We start from the raw sequence: 15,707 nt of genomic DNA, 5'->3' as shown, positions 1-15,707 counted from the left end.
CGGCACCGCGCCTGCGTGCCTCGCCATCGACCATGCCCGGCCAACCCGCAGCGCGCCTGCACGACCCCATTGCCCACACCAACGCGCATGCGCGCTTCTGGGCCAGGTTCGCCGGCGGGCTGATCGGCGGCATCGCCGTGGGCTTCGCGGCCGGCGTGGCCGTGGCGGCCGTGGTCGGCACCGGTGGGCTCGCGGGGCCACTGGTGGCGGGCGCGGTGGTGGTCGGCGCGCGCATGGCCGGCGGCTACGTGGGTGCGAGCCTCGGCGAATCGATCGCCGATGCGCTGGTGCCCGAGACGCTCACCGTGACAGGTGCCATCACCAGCGCCTCGTCGGACGTGTTCGTCAACGGCAAGGCCGTGGGCGCGGCGCGTGCCTCGCCCGACATTCCGATGGACACCGTGAGCTGCTCGCGCGACTCGCCGCAGATTTTGCTGGCCGAGGGCGCCGAGACCGTGTTCATCAACCGCGGCGTGGCCTCGCGCAAGGACGACCACACCGAGTGCGGCGCCAAGGTCAGCGAAGGCTCGCCCAATGTCTTCATCGGCGGGCCGACCGCGCGCGTGCGCGAGGTGGCCGACGAGGTGCCGCTGATCTCGCGCATTGCCGTGACCGTGTTCAACCTCGTGATGATCTACAAGGGCCTGCGCTGCCTGCCGAAGCTCGCGCGCCAGGGCCGCAAGGCGTTGCCCTGCCTGATCGAGGGCGCCATCGGCGTGGGCATGGGCATCCACGGCCTGGTGAGCTCGTTCGGCAACCCGGTGCATGCGGCCACGGGCGGCAAGTTCCTCGGCGGCGAGGCCGAGCTCGACTTCCGCCTGCCGGGTGCGTTGCCCATCGAATGGCAGCGCTTCTACAGCAGCCACGACCTGCGGCGCGACGGCGCGCTGGGGCAGGGCTGGAACCTGCCCTATGGCTCGCAACTGCGGCTCGATAGGAGCGCCACTGGCGAGCCCGTGGTGGTGCTGATCGACACGCAGGGGCGCGAGGTCGAGCTGCCCGATCTCGAGGCGGGATCTCGCCAGCTGTGCCTGCGCGAGGGGCTGGACCTCTGCCGCAGCGAGGGCGGCCACTACTTCGTCCACGTGCCGGGCGGGCTCTTCTACCTGTTCGAGGCGCCCGCCGACGCAGCGCGCAACGGCCAGTTGCTGAAGCTCGCGCGCGTGGAAGACCGCAACGGCAACTTCATCGACCTGCGCCACGATGCGCTGGGCCGCCTCGTCGCGATGACCGATGGCACCGGCCGCCTGCTCGCGCTCGACTACACGGGCGAGAGCCCGCGGCTCGATGCGGTGCGCATCGCCGTCGGCGCGCCGGGCGAATCGCCGGGCCTGCTGGTGCGCTACCGCCACGACGACCACGGCCGCCTGGCCGAGGTGACCGACCGCAACGGCGTGGTGGCGCGGCGCTTCGCATACGACGCGCAAGGCCTCATGTGCCTGCATGCCGACGCCGCCGGCCGCGAGTGCCGCTACGAATGGACCGGCACGGGCGCCGAGGCCCGCGTGGCGCGCCACTGGACCAGCGACGGCGAGCGCCACGAGGTCCGCTACCTGCGGCTGCGGCCCGACGATGCGCCGCCGCTCGACGACCCCGGCGTGGCCGTCGGCGAGACCCATGTGGTCGACCAGTTCGGCCGCGGCTTCACCTGGCAGTGGAACGACGAGCACCAGATCCTCGGCTACACCAATGCCGAGGGCCAGTACTGGCGCGCCCGCTACGACGCGCTGCGCCAGCTCGTCGCCATCACCGAGCCCGACGGCGCCACCACGCGCTGCGACTACGACGCGCAGGGATTTCCCAGCAGCCGCACCGACGCGCTGGGCCGCACCCGCGGCACCGGCTGGACCGACTTCGGCCTGCCCTGGCGCGAAACCGAGGCCGACGGCAGCGCCCACGTCTACGCCTACAGCGACGAGGGCAACCTCGTGCGCGAGACCGATCCGCTGGGCCGGACCCGCAGCTACAGCCACGACCGGCGCGGCCTGCCCATCCTCGTGACCGATGCGCACGGCGGCCACAACCGCCTGCGCTGGAACGAGCGCGCGCTGCTCGTCGCCTTCACCGACTGCTCGGGCAAGACCACGCGCTACGACTACGACGGCTGGGGCCACCTGAAGACCGTGACCGATGCCGCCGGCCAGCAGACCCGGCTCACGCACGACGCCATGGGCCGGTTGCTCGCGGTGTCGCTGCCCGACGGCAGCCACCAGGGCTTCGAGCGCGACGCCGCCGGCCGCCTGGTCGGCACCACCGATGCGCTGAGCCGCGCCACCCGCTTCGCGCTCGATGCGCGCGGCGAGCCGCTGTGGCGCCAGGACGCCGAGGGCCGGCGCTTCGCCTGGCAGCGCGACAGCGCGGGGCGGCTGCAGGCGCTGGTCAACGAGAACGGCCTGCGCTTCGAGTTCGTGCGCGACCGGGCCGACCGCATCGTGGAAGAGCGCCGCGTGGGCGGCACGCGCGTGCGCATCGCCTACGACGCCAATGGCCGGCCCGTGGCCATCACGCACTTTCCGGGCATCGGCGACGACGACCTGAAGCCGCGCGATGCCGGTGCACAGGGCGAGGCCTCGCCGCAGGGCGCGCAGCCGCTGCGCACCGAGCTCGTTCGCGATGCCGTCGGCCGGCTGATCGAGAAGCGCACCGCGAGCCACCACTACCGCTATCGCTACGACCTGCGCGACCGCCTCGTCGAGGCGCTGAAGCTCGAGGTGACGGGCACCGGCGACGCCATCGCGTTGCAGCCGCTGCACCGCACGCGCTTCGCCTACGACCTGCTCGGCCAGCTGACGAGCGAAACCGCCATCGACGAGCGCACCGGCGAGCAACACACGCTGCGGCACGAGCACGACGCGCTCGGCAACCGCACGCGCACTGAGCTGCCCGCGCTCGCGGGCGACCGCGACACCGTGCGCGCCTTGAACTACCTGCACTACGGCTCGGGCCACCTGCACCAGGTCAACGTCTCGCGCCAGCGCGGCGATGCGCCGGCGCTGCACCAGCTCGTGAGCGACATCGAGCGCGACGACCTGCACCGCGAGATCGCGCGCAGCCAGGGTGCGCTGTCGACCCGCTTCGCGCTCGATCCGCTCGGGCGCCGCGCGGCCGCATGGTGCCGCCCCTCGTCGCTGGCGGCCGCCTTCACGCCCAACGACCCGGCCTGGCGCCAGACCCTCGAGCGCGCCGGCACGCCCGAGGCCGGCGCGCTCGACGGCCTTGCGAAGGACTACGGCTACGACCCCGTCGGCGAGCTGCGCCGCGGCCGCCATTCGCTGCAGGGCGCCTTCGCCCATCGCTACGACACCACCAGCCGCATCGAGGAGAGCGTGCGCGTGCCCCTGGGCACGAGCGCGCAGGCGCCGCGCGGTGCCGCCAGCCACGAGCGCTTTGCCTACGACCCCGCCGGCAACCTGCTCGATGCCTCGCTCGCGAACGAGGCCGCCCAGGGCGCCGTCGGCGGCCGGGTGCACGACAACCTCGTGCGCGTGTTCGAGGACAAGCGCTACAGCTACGACGGTCATGGCCGGCTCGTGCGCAAGCGCGCGGGCCGCCACACCGAGCAGCACTTCGAGTGGGACGACGAGAGTCGCCTCGTCGCCGTGCGCACCACGCGCCGCCCCGGCACCGAGCACGCCACCACCCAGACCACCCGCTTCGACTACGACGCCCTGGGCCGCCGCGTCGCGCGCCACGACGCCTTCGGCAGCACCCGCTTCATCTGGGACGGCATGCAGCTCATCGAGGAGCGGCGCGGCGCCCAGGTGCTGAGCTACGTCTACGAGCCCGGCAGCCACGCGCCCATGGCCCGGATCGAGGAGCGCGCACCTGCATCGAACGGGGAGGGCGGCGATGCGGACCGCGCGAGCCGCTGCGAGATCTGCCACTTCCACACCAACCAGGCCGGCCTGCCCGAGGAGCTGAGCGGCCCCGACGGCACCTTGCGCTGGCGCGCCAGCTACCGCACCTGGGGCGCCACCGTGTCGGAGCATTGGGAGGCCAGCACGCTCGACGGCCGCCCCGTGCTGCGGGCGGCGGCGCATGGCGACGAGGGACACGCATCGCTGGCCGAGCAGAACCTGCGCTTTCAGGGCCAGTACCTCGACCGCGACACCGGCCTGCACTACAACACCTTCCGCTTCTACGATCCCGACATCGGCCGCTTCATCAGCCCCGATCCGATCGGGCTGGCGGGTGGGGCGAACCTGCATCTGTATGCGCCGAATCCGGTGTCGTGGATCGATCCGTGGGGGTGGAGCTGCGGCGACCAGAAGATCAACTGGAAGAGCGTCAAGCAGTTCGGCCATGCCTTCTCGCGCCACGGTGCCGGCGCGAAGATCGCCAAGCAGCTCACCGACCGCGCGCGCGGCACCGGGCAGTCGCAGGGCCAGTGGCGCGACAACGCCGCGGCTGCCGAGCTGCTGTCCGGCGTGAAGGCCACCGAACCCACGCGCATCGCCATCCCCGAAGGCATGGGGCAGGTGATCCGGTCCGACGGTTCCGTCGTGCCGGCCCAATGGGCTATGGTCGTGCCCCGGGGCGATGCGATACGCACCGCCTTTCCCGTCGAATGAACGCTGGAAGCAAAGAGATTCGCCCGATGCATATCGAACTCAGAGTGGAGCCCGACCTGCCGGCCGGCGCGCTGGCATCTCGCACCTACGACCCGAACGACGACGACGTGCGCTCGATCCTCGCGGATGCCTGCGAGGCGCTCGAAGGCCATGCGGAGTTTCTGATCGCCGGCTTCGGCCAGGATCGCTGGCCCGTGGATGTGCGCACCGATCTGGCCGTGTTTCTCGAACAGTTGCCCGATGCGTTGAGGGCCGTGCGAAGCGGCGAGGAGGCCGAGATCGACCTCTACGAACAAGGCATCGAGCGAACGCTCGAGCTGCAGCCGCAGGGCGCGGGCTATGCCGTGCGCTGCGTCAGCCGCACCGACTGGCAGCCCATGCCCGAGGTCGAGGCGTTCGACGGGCAGGCCATCGAGACCATGCTGCTCGGCGTGCGCGACGCCTTCCTGCAGGCCTTGGCGCGGCTGGCGCCCGAGCTGCGCGCGCATCCGTGGATCGTCGAATGGCAGGCGGCCGAATGACCGCCGCGCGTACCCTGGCTGAAGCGAAGTGAGCTTCGAGGCAGGCAAGCCGCCGAGTGGATCGGGCCAAACCGTCGAGGCCGCGCGCGAGAACCTGCGCAACAACAAGAACGACGAGATCGAAGGCACCTTCTGCCACACGCTGTTCGAGGACCGCGTGTTCGACGAGGCGCTGCTCGTGCCGCTCATCGCAGACATCGAATGCGTGCTGGGTCAGGACGAGGTGAGCGTGGAGGACCGCAGGCTCGCGCACTGGGTGATGCTGGGCACGCTGCGCTGCCTGTTCTCGCACTTCGATGCGAACGATCTCTACAAGATCGAGAACCTCGATGCGGAGATTTATGGAAGGTGGAGTGGGGACTACTTCGAGCGGTTTCGGGCGTTGATGTCGCGCTGAGCTGAGCGCTTGTCACGACCGCGCCAACCAAATCGCCGGGTCCACAATTGTTCACCCCAAGGGCCTAGCCGATCCCTCGTTCTCTCCCTACATTCCAAGGGGTCACGCCCCGCGCAAGCATCCCTTGGCAAGCGCGAAGGCGAGGCACAAAAGGCGACGGCCGAGGTGCGCTAACACCCCGGCCGTCTAACCAAGTGACGTGCATACACCTTGGAAGGAGCACACCAAATGGCTGAAGAGATTATGGCCGGCGCCTCCGCGCCCTCCGCGTTCATCCCGCCCACCACGCCGGATGCATTCGATCTACTCGAGAACAAGTTGTCCCAGCTGCATGCGCTGCTGAGCAGTTGCTACGGCATGGGCAGCGACTGGTTCGAGGAGATAGGCCCGAGGCGGCGCGACATGATGATGTGGATCGCTTCGGACCTCACGCGTGACGCCGAAGACCTGCTGCAGGAGGTGGCGCCTCAGGTCCTGCGCGGCCCGGACGCGTTCAGCAGCCCAGGCGCAGCTTGATCTCGCGCAAGCGCAGCGAGTGGGCCGAGAGAAATTCCGGCCCCGCATCTTCCTTGGATGCGCCGCGATAGCTGATCGGCCCGATGTCGTCGTTCGACGCGCGCGGCCCCGTGTTGCATGCCGGCGAGCAGTAGCGGCAGCCATTGACCTGCCGATAGAACGCCCGCGCCGTCTGCATCGCCGAACGGCAGTCCTCGTGCCAGTCGAGCGACAGCGTGTTCACCGGATGCGGCCAAAAAATGCACCCCTGTGCGTGTACCTCATGGTCGCCATTGAGTTGTGCGGTCTTGTTGACGCAGTACTGTGGCATTTCGATCCTCTTGGCCCCTTTGCTTGGGGAGGATCGTAGGAGGGTGAGGCGGGGAGGTGAACGTCACTCCGGGTGATTGACATTTGTTGCCCGCTTCCATACGGGTCAAGCAAACGCCTTCAGTGTCCGGAAATTCGAGATCTAAAGTATTCAGTTGTCTCGGCGTCGCTGCAGTAGATGTAGCAGCCCTTCATGCCGCGCGTCATGAGCGTACGGTAGGTGTTCTTGATGATCAGAGCAGCCAAGGCCTTGGCTTTTCGGGCGTGGCCTTCACCTGTGTCTTGTAGCCGCGCAACGTCTTGTCGTGACGGTCCCGCGCTTCAGGCACGGTGACGACTTCGCCATCTCGCACGATGAGATCGGGGCCGATGATCACGCCGATGTACTCGACTTCGAGGCCTTGGCAGGTATGGATGCAGCCGACTTCGTTGATCGAGTTGGGCGCGACGATCCACAAGCTGCCATCGACATCCAGGTTCCAGCGCCTGCGGTAGTCCGAGCCGATCACGATGTCGAAGGATTGCGGGCTCTTCTTGCTGGTCCAAGGCCAGCAGTAGCCGGCAACCACGCGGGCGGCATTCGTCGAGTTCTTTTGCTCGATGGCGGCGTGGAGCGCGCCGAGTATCGAAGAATCGGAAATCGACTCTCGTATTCGCGAGAGTCTTGTTTTCACGGAGGTCAGGTTCCGCCCCACTGCTGCAGGGCGGTGATGATCAAGGCCAGGCCGATAAGCGTAGTTGGCGTCGCAACCAGTGCCATGTAGGCACGCAGTCCCTCCGCGCGACATTGTTGCCAGATGCGTTTGGCCGTCGCTTGCTCTTTGATGGCGAGACCGGCGAAGTAGAGTGCGGCGGGAACAATGGTTACGGTAGCTGCCGCAAGAACGATCAAAATCCATCCTTTCAAATGATTCAAATTGATCGCTGCGCTGGCCAGCAGTCCCAGCCATGCAAGAAAAAGTAGCCCAGAGAAGAGGTAGTACAGGATCGAGTTGCCGATTGCACCGTTGAGTTTGATCTTTCGGCCTGCCTTTGGTCGTGCATAGCTTACTGTTTTCGTGAAATCGCGCGAGATGGAGGCAGTCAATTTTCGACCTTTCTCAACCATCCAAGCAAGTTGCTCGCTACGAAGAAAATCGATGCTGATTTTCAGCGTCTTTGCTATTGCTGCGACAAGCTTCCCACCAACCAGCATCAGTGCGAGCGCGGCACTGACATACATCCAGAAACTGTTTGTAGTGATCCCATTTAGGTAGCTCAAGATCGACATTCTTCATCTCCTTAGACCCGGTATTGGGTATCTAACGATAAGACTCGAACACCAACTCTCGCAAGCACAGAACGTTGTGCTCCGGGGAATAGGTTAGGAAGCTTTCATGGTGGGCTGGCTGAGTACAAAGGCTCTCTTCCTGTCAGAGCTAGTCATGCTGGGCGAACCGCCCATGCCGTCTGCGGGTCGCAGCCGGCGTTGATGAATGCCTCTTCGGACATTCATTGAAAGATCTCGTTGAGTTCGCCGACCTTTCTGGTCAAGGTCATAACAAGGTTCTTGGGCGAATGGAACTGGATCCATTCCTGCGCGATGGCGAATGCTTCGAGCTCATCCGCGAGGCGTTGAGCGTTAACCAATGCGAGTTGACGTTTATCGCTACGAAGGTCGCTGGCCGCTTGCACCTGTTCAGCCCGGACGGAGAAGGAACCCAGGCCGACGGCTGGTACGTCCTGCGGCACGAGGTCCGGTTGATGGGGGCCTTCGGCTGCCATCGCAGGGGCATCGCCCTAGCCTGGGCCGACACGGGGGCCACGCTCTGGCACGACGAGTTGGCTCGAGAGCAGCGCAGCCTGCGTGCCAGGCTGGAGGCCTTCTCGTCGGGGATCTCGGCAGCCAGCGAGCGGCATGACTCCGAACTGGTGCAGCACCTCGCCGCGGCAATGATCTTCGTCGCCGAGCGCTTGGGCGAACCGGGGGCGGCCCCATGAGCATTGCGGTCATGTCCCGCGTCTGGGAGCAATCTCAGCACAGCGGGGCCCACTTGCTGATGATGCTCGCGATCGCCGACTTCGCCGATGACCAAGGCTTTGCATCCCCGAGTGTTGCGATGCTGGCGGAGAAATGCCGCGTGCAGCTGCGCGCAGCGAATTACACCCTCGCTGTCCTGAAGAGCAGCGGTGAACTGAAGGTGCAGCAGGGAGGCGGTACGTGCGGGACCAACCTGTATCGCGTTGTGCTCGGATTGCGCGAGCGATTCCACCTTGACCACTTTCCCATTGAGGAGGGCGTCTATGGCCCGGATTAGGACGGTCAAGCCCGAGTACTGGTCGAGCGAGCAAGTCAGCCGCGACGTTTTGCTGTGGATCGCCGCCGACCTTGCCGGGGACATCCGCGTGACGCATCGCTCGCTCATGGACTCTCGCCAGGAGGCGCGCAATGGCTATCCGGCCTGATCCCGCCCAATCCTGATTTCCAGTCGCCTGTGGCTGGAATGGCCTCACGAATTTTCTGCAAGAGAGAACTGCATACTTTTATTTGCAGCCCATCCTTTGCGCGTGTGGCATTTATTCACGGAACAATCCATCGGCCGCCCGGAGGGTTGCCCAAACTGCGTCATTCGGTTACTTTGGTCGACAAATGCGTGCCGCATATAACAGCATGCGGGAGGATGAAGATGCGTGCGTGGAAGACTTTCTTGGTCATCGTTGCGTTGTTGGCGCTAACGACGCAATGGGCGGTGGCCGCAACCCATCCGCCGAGATTTGCTTGGGAATGGCGCGGGGGGCGCATCAATGGTGTTCCTTATGCGATGGAGATTGCAAGGGACTATGCATCCATCGATTCCTTCATGAGCACGTTCAATGAATGGAGCAAGAAAAACTACCAAGAATGTCTGGAAAGAAAAACTCTGTCCTATGACGGAGCCTGTGAGTTAAGTAATCTAAGCGCCCCCCTCCCATCCGACCCGCTGTACAAAGTGATTTGGCGAAATGGAAACGCCAATGTCATAACATTCTTCAATCAAAAGAAAACCACATACTTATACATTAAGCCCGAAGTTGAATCCGCGCAAAGAGATCCGTTTATTAATGTTTACTTGAAAACTTATTGTGACTCGGGGGTTCTAGAGGAAAAGCGGGTTGACCTGCCGGATGTTCGATACTCCTACTGCATCGACGATACCATTCGTCCAACAGAAAAAGACATGGACCCGCAGTCTTGTAAGGCTGACGGAGCTATCGTTGGGCAACCGATTTTGCCGTCGACGGCTGAGAAGTATCGAGATGAAAATGATTGGACAGACTCAGGTCCTGCGCCTTTATCGTTTTCCAGAATCTATCGAAGCAGTTGGGGATTAGCTGCCAGTCGATCAGAAACGAATTTGGGGAAAGTGTGGTCTCATAGCCATGATTGGAGACTCCAGCAGTCCGGGTTGCTCGTCACAATCAGTTCTCCTGCTGGGTACGAAAAACAATTCATGAAGGGGCCAAGCGGCGGTGCCTGGCGTCCCTTGAATGGATTTGATACTCTTTCCGAGGACGCGACGTCCTGGGTTTGGCGAAACAGTGACGAAGACTTAATTTACAGCTTCCGTCGAGTCGATTCGAAAGTGGAGTCGATTACAGCGCCAAATGGATGGACCATCACTTATCAATATGATGCCTTTGCGCGTCTGAGCAGCGTAACGAATCAATTCGGTAGGCAACTGAAATTTGGCTACGATGCCAACAATCTTTTGATCGGCGTCACCACGCCAGATGCACGCTTATATTCGTATGAATATGATGCGCAAAAGCGATTGACTCGCGTGCTATACCCCGATGGCAAGTCACGCCAGTTCTACTACGAAAATTCAACCTATCCATTTGCCCTGACAGGAATTTCCGACGAAGGCGGCATACGTTGGGGGAGTTTTGAATACGATAGCCAAGGCCGGGCAATTCTGACTCAATTGGCTGGAGGCGTAAGCAGGTATGGGGTCAGTTATCTCAGCGGAAACCAGGCCACGGTAGTTGATCCGCTGGGAACAAGTCGAAACTACAGTTATGCCTCGAATGCTGGGCGACTCGCGGTTGAAAGCGCATCTTTGCCCTCAGGCGAAGGGGCGATGGATGCAGCGAGTCGCGTGCAAGACTCATATGGCTATATCACGAGGAAGACCGATTTCAAGGGCAATAGCACCCTCTACAACTGGTACGGCGATCGTGGGTTGCCTGCCAACATAACGGAGGCATTTGATACGCGCGTTAATAGAAGGACGTCATTTGAATGGCATGCCCAACTCAGTCGGCCGACTCGCATTGTGCAGCCAGGACGCTCTCAAACCTTTGCCTATGACAGTTTCGGCAACGTCCTGACCCGCACCGTCACCGACACCGCCACCAACAAGGCCCAGACCTGGCAGTGGACCTACAACGCTTCTCAGTTGGTCGAGACGGCCACGGAGCCCAACGGCGCCACCACCACCTACACCTACGACCTCCGAGGCAACGTCCTCACCAGCACCAACACCCTGGGCCACGTCACCAGCTACGCCTACGACCTCGCCAACCGCGTCACCAGCCAGATCGAGCCCAACGGCCTCGTCACAACCTACACCTACGACGCGCGCGATCGCCTGCTGACCCAGACCGTCGGTGGCCAGCAGACCACCACGCTGACCTACAAGCCCTACGGCAGCGTCGAGACCATCACGCTGCCCACGGGCCTGGTGCTGACCTACAGCTACGACCCCGCCCACCGCCTCACCGGCTGGAGCAACAACCGCGGCGAGAGCGGCAGCTTCACGCTCGACGGCATGGGCAACCGCACCGACGAGCAGATCAAGGACAGCACCGGGGCCATTGCCTGGCGGATCGTTCGAGTGATCAACAACCTCAATCGTGTTTCCTCAAGCACTGAAGGCTCGGATCAAAGCCGTGCTCTCGCCTTTGATGAAAACGGAGACTTGATATCCCAGACCAATGGGTTGAGTCAAACCACGCGCTACGGGTTGGACCCTTTGCGTCGGGTCGAAATAATCACGGATGCGGCGAATGCGACCGCTACCCTTCAGTACAAAGACGGTTTCCTGGATGTTGTCTCCCTTGCCAAGGATTTCAACGGAGTTGCTACTACCTACCGTCGCGATAACTTTGGGGGCGCACTCTCTGAAACGAATACTGATGTCGGCGCCTGGCAAGCCCAATACGACAATCTAGGCCTACCCAGCCAGATCGTCGACGCGCTGGGCCAGGTCACCACCATCAACAGGGATGCCTTGGGCCGGACCACGAGCCTCGTCTTCGCCGACGGCAAGACCACCACCCTGCGCTACGACCTCACGGCCACCAGCAAGGGCTACCTGTCGGAGATCGTGGGCCGCAGCGGTAAGACCGAGTACACGCGCGATGCCTTCGGGCGCGTGGTGCTCAAAAAGCAAACATTGGCCAATGGCAGCATCCAGCAGATCGGCTACGCCTACAACCTCAACGGCACGTTGGGAAGCATCGCGTACCCCACGGGCGCCACGCTGAGCCACGTCTACGACGCGACAGGCCGCCTCACCGGGCTGAACTGGAACAGCACGCCGCTGGTGAGCAACATCACCTGGAACCCGCTGGGCCAACCCACCAGTTGGACCTGGGCCTTCACGAGTACCGACCTGAAGCTCAAGGCCATGCGCAGCTACGACACGGCAGGGCGCATGACCGCGACCGAGTTTGGCAGCTACGTCTACGACGCCGCGGGCCGCATCACGAGCCTGACGCAGAACCTGTACGGCCCGGCGGACACCGACCCCACGCACGACACCATCGCGAACGCCAGCACCACCTGGAACGTGGGCTACGACAGCGTCGGGCGCATCACGAGCTTCAACGTAGCGGGCAGCAGCAGCGACACCGCGGGCTTCGGCTACGACGCGAACGGCAATCGCTTGAGCAGCGAGCGGGTTGTCAACGGGCTGAGCACGAGCCGCACCTACACCGTGGGGGCCAACAGCAACCGCCTCACCGGCTTCAACCAGACCACGGGCAGCACGACCGCCAGCGTGGTCTACGCCTACAACGCCAACGGCGACCTCACGGGCGATGGCCTGCGCAGCTACGGCTACGACGCCGAGGGGCGGCTGAGCACGGCGACCACGGGCGCGACGGACAGCAGCCCGACGACGCGCTATGCGCACAACGCGCTGGGGCAGCGGGTGTTCAAGACGGAGCCGTTGTATCCGCCGAGCCAGGGGGATGAGAGTGATCCGGGGTTCTGGGGCAGTCTGGTGGCGTTCTTCACTAAGCTTTGGTCTCCGAGCACGAGTGAAGCGGAGCAACTGGGCTACGCCTACGTCTACGACGAGCAGGGCACGCTGGTGGCAGAGATCGGTAGCGGGGGCTCGAACAGCGCGGGCCAGGCCAGCTACATCTACCTGCCGACGGCCAACGGGCCGATGCCGGTGGCGGCCGTCATCAACGGCAATACCTACGCGGTGCACAGCGATCACCTCAATACGCCAAGAAGGCTGAGCAACGAGGCGAGACAAACGGTCTGGCAATGGCGCTATAGCGCGTTCGGGGAGGAGGAGCCGACGACGGCGGCCAGGCGATTCACAGGCGCGGAGACGGCGCCGAGCACGGGCGCGACGTCAGCGACACCCGTTGCCTTCAGCCTGCGCTATCCGGGGCAGTATGCGGATGCGGAGTCGGGGCTTTTTTACAACGGGTTCAGAACCTACATCCCGGCAGTCGGACGTTATACGCAGAGCGATCCCATCGGGCTTGATGGCGGGTGGAATCGCTTCGGCTACGTGGGCGCGAATCCCCTCGGGTTTAGCGACTCAACAGGATTGCAAGCGTTTCCGCTGCCTCCGCCTGTCGCCCCGTTTCCTCCAATGATGCCGAGCCCAGCGAGGGGTCTTGATGGAGGCGCACCTGGCTATCCGGTTGCGCCGATTGGGTCGCCAACAACACCTCCAGGTATGCGGCCGTCACCGCTGGACTTCACGATCCCCGGATTGATCGTTGACCTGTGCAGAGGTATCGGTGATCGAATGTTTAATGGAGGGGAAACTGATGCTCCTGACGGCCCATTTAGCTGGTGGCACAAAGGACGCTGGACAAACAATGGCCAGTTAAGAGATGACTGGGCGAAGGGTAACGGTTCGGCTTGGCCAAAGAATGCGGATGGTCGAAACGACGACGTATCACACGAAATTCCGCTCGCCGATGGAGGGCCTGACCATTGGGAAAATGTGGCACCTCGCCCTGACGATAATCATCAAGATCGACATCGTGCTGCTGGGGACTACAGTCGATGGGCAAAACGCAGGAACTAATCAGATGAATATAGACTTGTCGAAAACCTTCGAGTGGAACAAATATTTCACCAATGCGGGAGCGCGTGACCCTGATGTGGAATCCATCGAGAGGCTGCACCATGAAGCGCGAGCTTTCCTCGAATACTACGAATGGTGCAAAAGAATTACTGAAGAATACGTGGGATTCATATACCCAGGAATCGTTGGCGTCTTTCTATTCAGATTCATTCCAAGTAGAGAGGGGGTGGATGAATGGGTGTGGGTCATAGTCGGAGACCTTCCGCCTGCTTACATTACGTGCGAAGACAGTCCCAACCCTGCAACGGCGCTTGATGGCTACATAGGGGCCATGCAGGAGTGGGTCGAGGCTGCGGAACGTGGGACGGCCACAGATCACTTGATCCCGGTGAATGTGGATCCGACACCGGAGAATGCGGCTCGCCTTAAGGTTCGGCTTGAATTCCTGGATGAGAAAATCCTGTCCGGGTACGGTGAGGACTTAAAGGCGCATTAGGACTTAGTTGAAGTTGCCGGCTGGAGGTAACGGTCGATCGTTCACCAAATCAACGACGCCGACAGGTTGCTCGAGCCGACGATCCGCGAATGAGGATTGGTCGTCTTGTTCGCGCATGAGTAGCCGGCCCTGCGCCGATATTGCCGACTCCAAAGAATAGCCAGAACCTCCGCCACGGCCGCCAGCGCAGCCGTAGCTCGAGCGGGCGAGTGTTCAAGCGGTCCAGCAGGTCTTCGGCGGCTTCGAAGCGGCTGGGGCGGGCCTTCTTTGCGAGATGCCTGGGACCCGGCCGAGAGCCCAGATTGGCGATGCGAATCAACAGGCAGGGCTCGGGGTGAGGCATGAAGCCATTCTGCCCGTGAGGTCTGTCTTCCAGCTGGAAACGAGTGCCCGATTGGCTACATGGTGGCTACATGACGCCTAAAAGAAAAAAGCCCGCTATCGAATTGATAGCGGGCTTTCCATACTGCGATTGGTGCCGGAGAGATGAATCGAACACCCGACCTTCTCATTACGAATGAGCTGCTCTACCGACTGAGCTACACCGGCGAAGCCTGCGATTATAGCCAGGTTTTCAGGGCTTTTGAGCGTGGTACTGCGTCAGGCGCTCGACTTCGTTTCGCGAACCCAACATCACGCTGACGCGCTCGTGCAGCTTGGTGGGCTGCAGGTCCAGGATGCGCTGCTTGCCGTTGGTGGCGGCGCCGCCGGCCTGTTCCACCAGCCAGCTCATGGGGTTGGCCTCGTACATCAGGCGCAGCTTGCCGGCCTTCTCGGGCTCGCGCTTGTCCCAGGGGTACAGGAACACGCCGCCGCGCATCAGGATGCGGTGCACGTCGGCCACCATGCTGGCGATCCAGCGCATGTTGAAGTCCTTGCCGCGCGGGCCTTCCTTGCCGGCCAGGCATTCGTCGATGTAGCGCTTCACGGGCTCGTCCCAGTGGCGCATGTTGCTCATGTTGATCGCGAATTCCTTGGTGTCGGGCGGAATCTGGATGTCTTCCTGCGTCAGCACGAAGCTGCCCTGCTCGCGGTCGAGGGTGAACATGGCGACGCCGTTGCCCACGGTCAGCACGAGGGTGGTCTGCGGGCCGTAGATGCAGTAGCCGGCGGCCACCTGCTGGGTGCCGGCCTGGAGGAAGTCGCCCTCCTGCACGCCGGGGTGCTCGTCGGGCTTCTTGAGCACGCTGAAGATGGTGCCGATGCTGACGTTGACGTCGATGTTGCTGCTGCCGTCGAGCGGGTCGAACATGAGCAGGTACTCGCCCTGCGGGTAGCGGTTGGGCACGACGTAGATGCTGTCCATCTCCTCGCTGGCCATGGCGGCGAGGTGGCCGCCCCATTCGTTGGCCTCGATCAGCACCTCGTTGGCGATGATGTCCAGCTTCTTCTGGATCTCGCCCTGCACGTTCTCGCTCTCGGCGGTGCCGAGCACGCCGCCCAGGGCGCCCTTGTTGACGGCCTGGCTGATGCTCTTGCAGGCACGGGCAACCACTTCGAGCAGCAGCCGCAGCTGGCCGGGGATGAGGCCGTCGGCGCGCTGCTGTTCGACGAGGTAGCGGGTGAGGGAAATCTTCTGTTGAGCCATGAGGGTTC

The 15,707-nt window shown here is 63.3% G+C and carries 14 protein-coding genes and 1 tRNA gene; 9 read left to right on the top strand and 6 right to left on the bottom strand.

From position 1 onward, the window contains the following. The first annotated feature begins 32 nt into the window (after positions 1-32). From R0232_RS26090 to R0232_RS26075, 4 genes are all read left to right on the top strand, one after another. Entirely contained in the window at positions 33-4,571 is a 4,539-nt protein-coding gene (locus R0232_RS26090; RefSeq protein ID WP_431509960.1) for an RHS repeat-associated core domain-containing protein, read from the top strand. 26 nt (positions 4,572-4,597) lie between these two features. Continuing rightward, positions 4,598-5,092 (top strand): hypothetical protein, encoded by a 495-nt coding sequence (locus R0232_RS26085; protein ID WP_431509959.1) that lies wholly within the window; start codon positions 4,598-4,600, stop codon positions 5,090-5,092. A 28-nt stretch (positions 5,093-5,120) separates the two neighbouring features. Then, positions 5,121-5,489 (top strand): hypothetical protein, encoded by a 369-nt coding sequence (locus R0232_RS26080; protein WP_431509958.1) that lies wholly within the window; start codon positions 5,121-5,123, stop codon positions 5,487-5,489. Positions 5,490-5,717: 228 nt separating this feature from the next. Further along, complete coding sequence (locus tag R0232_RS26075; protein ID WP_431509957.1) at positions 5,718-6,005, top strand: hypothetical protein; 288 nt, start codon at positions 5,718-5,720, stop codon at positions 6,003-6,005. Here the strand turns inward: R0232_RS26075 and R0232_RS26070 are convergent. From R0232_RS26070 to R0232_RS26055, 4 genes are all read right to left on the bottom strand, one after another. Then, positions 5,983-6,315 carry a hypothetical protein gene (locus R0232_RS26070; protein WP_431509956.1) on the bottom strand — a complete coding sequence of 111 codons (333 nt, stop codon included), beginning with the start codon at positions 6,313-6,315 and terminating at the stop codon, positions 5,983-5,985. The genes R0232_RS26075 and R0232_RS26070 overlap by 23 nt on opposite strands. A gap of 119 nt (positions 6,316-6,434) precedes the next feature. Continuing rightward, positions 6,435-6,560: a DNA/RNA helicase domain-containing protein gene (locus R0232_RS26065; RefSeq protein WP_431509955.1), complete on the bottom strand. Its 126-nt coding sequence runs from the start codon at positions 6,558-6,560 to the stop codon at positions 6,435-6,437. Continuing rightward, positions 6,548-6,988, bottom strand: coding sequence for a DNA/RNA helicase domain-containing protein (locus R0232_RS26060; protein ID WP_431509954.1), 441 nt, complete (start codon positions 6,986-6,988; stop codon positions 6,548-6,550). Before R0232_RS26060 ends, R0232_RS26065 begins: the two co-directional genes overlap by 13 nt. Positions 6,989-6,993: 5 nt before the next feature. Then, positions 6,994-7,584, bottom strand: coding sequence for a hypothetical protein (locus tag R0232_RS26055; protein ID WP_431509953.1), 591 nt, complete (start codon positions 7,582-7,584; stop codon positions 6,994-6,996). Positions 7,585-7,808: 224 nt separating this feature from the next. Between R0232_RS26055 and R0232_RS26050 the strand changes: the two genes are divergently transcribed. From R0232_RS26050 to R0232_RS26030, 5 genes are all read left to right on the top strand, one after another. After that, positions 7,809-8,294 (top strand): hypothetical protein, encoded by a 486-nt coding sequence (locus R0232_RS26050; protein ID WP_398497954.1) that lies wholly within the window; start codon positions 7,809-7,811, stop codon positions 8,292-8,294. After that, complete coding sequence (locus R0232_RS26045) at positions 8,291-8,611, top strand: hypothetical protein (RefSeq protein ID WP_398497955.1); 321 nt, start codon at positions 8,291-8,293, stop codon at positions 8,609-8,611. Before R0232_RS26050 ends, R0232_RS26045 begins: the two co-directional genes overlap by 4 nt. Further along, positions 8,598-8,759, top strand: a complete 162-nt coding sequence (locus R0232_RS26040; protein WP_398497956.1) for a hypothetical protein — start codon at positions 8,598-8,600, stop codon at positions 8,757-8,759. Before R0232_RS26045 ends, R0232_RS26040 begins: the two co-directional genes overlap by 14 nt. Before the next feature lie 215 nt (positions 8,760-8,974). After that, on the top strand, positions 8,975-13,615 hold the full coding sequence (locus R0232_RS26035) for an RHS repeat-associated core domain-containing protein (RefSeq protein WP_431509952.1): 4,641 nt from the start codon (positions 8,975-8,977) through the stop codon (positions 13,613-13,615). A 4-nt stretch (positions 13,616-13,619) separates the two neighbouring features. Further along, positions 13,620-14,111 carry a hypothetical protein gene (locus tag R0232_RS26030; RefSeq protein WP_398497958.1) on the top strand — a complete coding sequence of 164 codons (492 nt, stop codon included), beginning with the start codon at positions 13,620-13,622 and terminating at the stop codon, positions 14,109-14,111. A gap of 473 nt (positions 14,112-14,584) precedes the next feature. On the opposite strand, the gene R0232_RS26025 is transcribed toward R0232_RS26030, so the two are convergent. Both R0232_RS26025 and R0232_RS26020 read right to left on the bottom strand, forming a co-directional pair. Then, positions 14,585-14,660, bottom strand: a tRNA-Thr gene (locus R0232_RS26025). A gap of 25 nt (positions 14,661-14,685) precedes the next feature. After that, a complete protein-coding gene (locus tag R0232_RS26020) occupies positions 14,686-15,699 on the bottom strand; it encodes a class 1 fructose-bisphosphatase (RefSeq protein ID WP_093340257.1) in 1,014 nt (337 codons plus the stop codon). Positions 15,700-15,707: the final 8 nt, after the last annotated feature.

It is taken from the genome of Variovorax sp. DAIF25, assembly GCF_050711835.1.
GTDB lineage: Bacteria > Pseudomonadota > Gammaproteobacteria > Burkholderiales > Burkholderiaceae_C > Variovorax.
Note: the sequence above shows the minus strand (reverse complement) of the source record. Positions and strands in the feature narration are given on the sequence as shown.